The 6,467-nt window shown below is 70.8% G+C and carries 4 protein-coding genes; all 4 read right to left on the bottom strand.

Annotated features, from left to right (window positions below; genetic code table 11):
* Positions 1 to 1,041 precede the first annotated feature (1,041 nt).
* Positions 1,042 to 1,335 carry a hypothetical protein gene (locus ACFU95_RS42260; RefSeq protein WP_383840202.1) on the bottom strand — a complete coding sequence of 98 codons (294 nt, stop codon included), beginning with the start codon at positions 1,333 to 1,335 and terminating at the stop codon, positions 1,042 to 1,044.
* A 545-nt stretch (positions 1,336 to 1,880) separates the two neighbouring features.
* Positions 1,881 to 3,386, bottom strand: coding sequence for a sensor histidine kinase (locus ACFU95_RS42255; RefSeq protein WP_383840199.1), 1,506 nt, complete (start codon positions 3,384 to 3,386; stop codon positions 1,881 to 1,883).
* Positions 3,383 to 4,123, bottom strand: a complete 741-nt coding sequence (locus ACFU95_RS42250; protein ID WP_383840196.1) for a response regulator transcription factor — start codon at positions 4,121 to 4,123, stop codon at positions 3,383 to 3,385. Before ACFU95_RS42250 ends, ACFU95_RS42255 begins: the two co-directional genes overlap by 4 nt.
* Before the next feature lie 30 nt (positions 4,124 to 4,153).
* Entirely contained in the window at positions 4,154 to 6,439 is a 2,286-nt protein-coding gene (locus ACFU95_RS42245; protein ID WP_383840193.1) for an ArnT family glycosyltransferase, read from the bottom strand.
* Positions 6,440 to 6,467: the final 28 nt, after the last annotated feature.

Here is a 6,467-nt window from a genome sequence, read left to right as displayed (position 1 = left end):
TCCGGGGAGGTATCCGGCCGCCAGTGGGGAAGCTCGCGGCCACAGAGTGCTAGATAAACGGCCGCCTACGGGGAGTATCCACTGGCCGCCGTCACAAGCCCAAGCAGCTGCGACGTGAGACCGGACTGACTGATCAGCAGATCAAGGCAGCTGTGAACAGGAACAACGAACAGGCCCAGCGATTCCGGGCCGGAGAGTCCGATGAAGCCGAGTAGGCAGGCAACCGGGCCACGGCCATGAAGACCTGAAAGCTACCAGCCAGTCACTTGCTCCCTGGTGTCCGAACGCGGACTCCATGGCCCGGCCCCGGCCGCAGGAAGGCGAGATCGGGCTACTCGTGATCTTGGGTGCGCAAGCGCGCCACGCGTCCGCGTCCGAGGCGCTTTCTCAGGGTGAGGTTCTCGGCGTAGAGATTCGCTGGGCGGTGCGGTCGCCGCACCCCAAAATTGGCCCGAACGAGTGCCGGGCCGTGCTATCTGACCGAGGGCGACGAACTGGTCAGCCGTGTCTCCGGCATCGGCGAGATCCGGCAGCTGTTCTCGGCACCGGTTCTCTGACCCGGGTCGGGCAGGTCGCGGAGAGAGGGTCGGCGCCTTCTCTCCGCCGCCGGCCTCGGGCCTCATCGCTGCACGGTGGTGTCGCAGGGACGAGGAGGCCAGGGCGCGTCTGCCAGAGGCTGAGCGCATCGTAGTCCGGCTACGGTCGCGTAGTGCGGTGTGGTTCCGTCGGACGCATAGGTGTCGTGGAAGACGGCACCGTTGTCGACACTGAAGGGGAAGGTCTTGCCCGCGTAGGTCAGGTCGCTCATCGTGCATGCCTCACCCTCGGAACAGGCCGTTGGAGTGCGGCAGTTCGGCTGGCACGGGGACGATGTCGTCCCCATGCTCGACGATGCGGCGGTCGGCCACGCGGAACATGTCCCAGTTGGCGACCTGCGCCCCGAAACTCGCCCTCGGTTGGCCGCGGCGGCGCCGAAACCGTCCAGGCCGACGGCCTACAAGCGGGCCACCGAGGTCACCCGCTCTCGCCGAGATCCGCCGCCTACCGGCAGGCGAAGTACATCGTGTACACCACGGTGCCGTCGCTGCGCTGCTGCGCGAGGCTCTGGTTCTGGTCGAGCACCGTACGGCTGCCGCACCGGGATTTCGCCTTGTTGATGGCATCGTTCTGTGCCGCCTGCAGGGACTTCCCGGTACCGGTGACCGAGTAACAGGGCGTGTCGGCGCACACCGCGGCCTGGGCGGCACCGGCGGTCCCCACCAGGGCTCCCAGCGAGAGACCACCCGCGACCAGCACCGAGACAACCCTCTTCTTCACCGACGTCGAAGCACGCATATGTCCTCATCTCAAGTTCCTGACGGTACGTACCCACTGTCCCAGCCCCGACCTCCTCTGGAGTAGGGACGAATGTCCTCTCTCGACAGACCGAGCGGGACGCCGTCGGGAGTCCGGCGGAACCGAGTCGGTCGAGCCGAAAGGACCGTCCGGGCACCTTCGGCGAGGCAGCTCACGTCACCGACGGCCAGTGGCGACATCCAGCTCTACGCACCCCTCCCGACGATCGCGGGACTTCGGCTTTCCCGGCCTCGGGCTCGCGGGCTCCGCCACGGTGGATCCGTGCGTGAACGCGGACAGCCGGCCGAAGGACTCGCCAAGTCGTGACGGCCGGGCCACCAGCAGATACGGCGGCCCCAGTCGGTGGCCGCGCGTCAGCCCACGGGCGGTGCGTCCGTCACCTCCGCCCCGGCAAGGGCACGGTCCACGGCAGGACGCCGGTCCCGGCGCCCTCGACGCGCCCTGCCCTTGACGCGCCCTGCGCTCGGAGTGATCGCCGAGGTGCCGCGCGACGACATCGGCGATCGACCCCCGCAAGGCACGACTCACCCACGAGCAGGCAGAACCAGGCGGAAGGTGCATCCGCGGCCGACCCGCGTGTCGAGTTCGATCCGGCCTCCCTGGCCTTGGGCGATCGCCATGGCGATGGCGAGACCGAGGCCGCTGCCGCCCTGGTCACGGGAGCGGGACGGGTCGACACGGTAGAAGCGTTCGAAGACCCGCTCGGCCTCCTCCGGTGGCAGACCCGGTCCCTGATCGGCGACTTCGATCACGCAGATCGGCGTGCCCTCGGCCAGCGGAGGCGAGCCGCTGGTGCGTCCCGGGCGGTCGGTGCCACCCGTGGCCGCCCCCGCCGACGCGGTGCCCACGCGGACATCGACCGGGGTGCTCAAGGGTGTGTGGACGAGCGCGTTGGACAGGAGGTTGCTGACCACTTGGAGCAGTCGGTCGGGATCCCCCAGCGCTTCCACGACCTCGAACTCCGGGTGTGGGACTGTCCGGTCGAGCGGGCTGAGCGACACCCTGTGCGCGCCCCCCTCGCGCACGGCTGCGGCGCTCACCGCGTCGGCCGCGAGGGACAGCAGGTCGACCGGGACAACCCGGTTTTCGGGCTCCAGGTCGAGCTTGGCGAGCAGAAGCAGGTCGTTGACGAGCAGATTCATGCGCTCGGCGTTTCTCGCGACCTGCTCGTCGGCCTCCCGGCGCTCGGCGGCGGGGCGGTCGGGATGACGCAGGGCGAGTTCGGCGAAGCCCTGGATGGAGGTGAGCGGCGTACGCAGCTCGTGCCCGGCGTCAGCGACGAAGCGGCGCAGCCGGACTTCCGAGAACTCCCTTTGCCGCAAGGCCTGTTGGAGGCGATCGAGCATGCTGTTGAGTACGGTGCCCAGTCGGCCGGTCTCGCTGTGCGGATCGGTGTCGGACAACCGTGTGGTGAGGTCCCCCGCAGTGATGTCCTGAGCCGTGTGCTCCATCCGGGTCAGGGGAAGGAGACCGAGGCGGACCACCCACCGGCCGACGGCGATCAGCCCGACCACGGCCGCGGCAAGGACGGCCGCGTTGAGGGCCAGCAGCTTCGACATGGCGCCCTCCACCGTGTCAAGGGGCAGGGCGACCACGAACGTGTTGCCCTCGGACTTTCCGTCCTTCCACAGCACGCGCCAGCGGCCGTCGCCGGCCTCGGCCGGGATCGAGACGGGACGGCCCTTGGCCCAGTGAGGCTCTTCGATGGACCGGGGAAGCTCGGGCCCCGGCTTCTCACCGCCCCCGATGGTTCCCCGCTTGGCGCGCGAGGAGTCGTAGAGGGTGACCCGGAAGTCCGAGGGCAGCGTCATGTCGTCCGGGCTGGGTCCGGTGGGCGGCAGACCCGCGCCTTCCACGAAGGCACGGTCCGGGAGCATGAACTCCGTCAGCTGCTGGTCCACCCGGTTCAGCAGCCAGGAATGCAGAACCAGAACCCCGATGGCCTGCGCGGTGAGAACCACGACAGTGGCCAGCAGGGTCGTCCCCCACACCAGTCGGCCACGCAACGACCGGGGGCGGCGGCGGATCACCGGTCCGTCCCCGGGCGGGGCAGGCGCAGGCAGTAGCCCACGCCACGGACGGTGTGCAGCAGGGGCGGGTCGAAGCGGTCGATCTTGCGTCGCAGGTACTTGACGTACGTTTCCACGATGCGGCCGTCACCCGCGAAGTCGTAGCCCCACACATGGTTGAGGATCTTGGCCTTGCTCAGTACCCGGCCCGCGTTCTCCAGCAGATAGGTAAGCAGGTTGAACTCGGTCGGGGACAGCGGAATGTACTCGCCCGCCCGGTGCACTTCATGGGCGTTCTCGTCCAGTTCCAGGTCGGCGAAGCGCAGGATCCCGCTGTCGGCGCCCTCGGCCTCGGCGAGGTGGTCAGGGTCGGTACGGCGCAGGATGGCGCGAATGCGCAGCAGCACCTCCTCGATGCTGAACGGCTTGGTCACGTAGTCGTCGCCGCCCGCGGTCAGGCCCGCGATGCGGTCGACGACCGCATCGCGGGCCGTGAGGAACAGCACCGGTGTCCGCACTCCCGCCGCCCGCAGACTCCGGGTGACCGCCAGTCCGTCGAGGTCGGGCAGCATGACGTCCAGCAGGACGAGGTCGGGGCGGAAGCCCTCCACGTCCCGCAGGGCGTCCAGTCCGGTGGCCGCGCCGGCGACCTCGTATCCGGACAGCCGCAGCGCCGACTCCAGCAACAGGCGGATTCCGGGGTCGTCCTCCACCACGAGGAGGCGGTGCCGGGCCGGGACAGCGGGCGGTTCGGGCATGGTGCGGTGTCGTCCGTTCTGCCGCTTCCGCTACTTGGCCGAGCTGTCGGCGGCGCAGTCGTACAAGGTGGTACCGGTACGACCCATCATGCCGCCCGCGGCCGAGCCGTCGCCTGAGCCACTGCTGCTACTGCCGCCGTACGCCTTGGGGGACACCTTGGCGCAGTGGTCCTTGATCCACGTCGACCGCTGGGAGGCCGCGCCGTTCTCTCCGCCCAGCATGGCGGCCATGCCGCCCGAGGAGTCGGAACCGAGGATGTAGCGCAGTTCGCCGCTCGTGGTCCACTTCCGCAGCTGAGCGACCGAGGGCGCGTCGTCCGAGCCCGCGAAGCCGCCCATGCCGATGACCGTCTCGTCGCTGTTGAGGATGAACCCGGCCGCGCCCTGGGATCCGCCCTCGACCGCGAGGGTGATGCGGGCGTCGCCGGAGTGCTCGGTCACGTAGGTGAGGATCTTGCGCTGGTCGGAGCTGAGCTCGGTGTCGTCGCCCGGACCGCCGAAGCCGCCGCGCGCTCCTCCTGAGCCGCTGCCGCCGCCGAAGCCGGGGAACGAGGGAAGCGATCCGCTGGAGCCCGAGCCCGAGCCCGATCCGTTGCCACCGCCAGAGCCCGAGCCGTTGCCACCGCCCGCGCCGGGGAACCCGGGCATTCCGGAAGGCATCCCGGAAGGCATCTCCGAGGGCATCCCCTGGGGCAGCTCGTCCGAGGATCCGCCGGGCGCGCCCGAGCCGCCGGTGCCGAATCCCCGCGGAAGGTCGAAGGTGCCACCACCGGCGCCGGGCAGGCTCCCCGCCGCGAAGGGCATCGTCGCCGGGCCGGCTGTCGGGTTGCTGCCGCCCATCGCCGAGCCCGAGCCGCCCGGCACGCTCACCGCCCACGCGGCCGGCGCGAACAGGGCCGCCAGCAGCGCGCCGCCCAGCGCGACCGGAGCCAGCCGCACCGTCCGCGACGCGGCGACCAGCAGTCCGACGGCGACCAGACCCACCACCAGCACGACCCAGGCCAGCCACCCGTGCCAGGACGGCACCCGGCGGATCACCACGGCCGCCCAGACCACGGTGACCAGCACGGTCCCGGCACCGAGGGGCAGCGCCCAGCGCGCCCCGGCCCGGTGCGCGCGGACCAGTGCCGTCACCAGACCGGCGGTCAACGCGGCCACGGCGGGGGCGAGTTGGGTCGTGTAGTACGGGTGGAAGATCCCCTCCTGGGTGGAGAACACCAACCCGCACACCACCAGCCAGGTCCCCCACAGCACCCACCCGGAGCCCGCCAGGGCCTCCCCCGCCGAGCCGCTCCCCCGCCGGCGCAGAACCGCCCCGGCGACCGCGAGGGCCAGTGCCACGGCACTCGCCGGCAGCAGCCAGCTGATCTGCCCGCCCACCTGGTCGTTGAAGAGCCGCAGCAGTCCGGCCTCGCCGCCGAATCCACCGCCGAGGGCGCCCAGGCCGCCGCCAGGGCCCGCGCTCTCGCCGAAGATCCGGCCGAATCCGTTGTAGCCGGTCACCAGGTCCCAGGCGCCGCCGTCGGTGCTGCCACCGATGTACGGACGCTCCCCGGGCCACCAGGCGACCACCGCGACCCACCACAGTGACGAGACGGCGCACACCGCTCCGGCGATCAGGAGCCGTCCCCCGCGCACCAGCCAGGTGCCGCTCGCACCGACCAGCCAGGCCGCGGCAAGGGCGGGAAGCACCATCCAGGCCGCCATCATCTTCGTGAGGAATCCGCAGCCGATCAGGAATCCGCTGGCGCACAGCCACCACGTGGCGTGCCGATCCGAGCCGGCTTGCAGGGCCCGGGTCAGCGCGTAGGCGGCGGCGACCAGGAACAGCACCAGCAGCGTGTCGGGGTTGTTGTCCCGGTTGATCGCCACGGTGATCGGGGTCAGCGTCATCACCAGGGCCGCGAGCAGCGCCGCGCCCTCGCCCGCCCAGCGGCGGACCGTGCGGTGCAGCACGAGGACGGCGGCGACGCCCTCCACCACCTGCGGCAGGATCAGCGCCCACCCGTGCATGCCGAAGATCTTGCTGCTGACGACCTGCGGCCACAGCGCGGCCGGCGGTTTGTCGACCGTGACGACTCCGGCCGGGTCGAAGGAACCGAAGAGGAAGTTCGTCCAGTTCCGGCCCATCGACTTCACGGCGGCCGAGTAGTAGGAGTTGCCCCAGCCGAGCGAGCCGAGGGCCCAGCCGTACAGCAGGGCGGAGAGGAGAAGGATCGCTCCCAGGGCGGCCGGGGCCGCCCAGCTGGGCAGGGCGCGCCGTGTTCCGGGCAGAAGCGTGACCGTACTGGGTGGCGCCTCGGCGGTGTGCGTCATGATGGATTCGCTCTCAGGGGAGTCGTGA

The sequence above is a fragment of the Streptomyces sp. NPDC057623 genome (genome assembly GCF_042800355.1).
Taxonomy (GTDB): domain Bacteria; phylum Actinomycetota; class Actinomycetes; order Streptomycetales; family Streptomycetaceae; genus Streptomyces.
Note: the sequence above shows the minus strand (reverse complement) of the source record. Positions and strands in the feature narration are given on the sequence as shown.

Coding starts and splice junctions, on each gene's coding strand:
- ACFU95_RS42260 (WP_383840202.1), bottom strand. CDS start 1,335: ATGCGTGCTTCGACGTCGGTGAAGAAGAGGGTTGTCTCGGTGCTGGTC.
- ACFU95_RS42250 (WP_383840196.1), bottom strand. CDS start 4,123: ATGCCCGAACCGCCCGCTGTCCCGGCCCGGCACCGCCTCCTCGTGGTG.
- ACFU95_RS42245 (WP_383840193.1), bottom strand. CDS start 6,439: ATGACGCACACCGCCGAGGCGCCACCCAGTACGGTCACGCTTCTGCCC.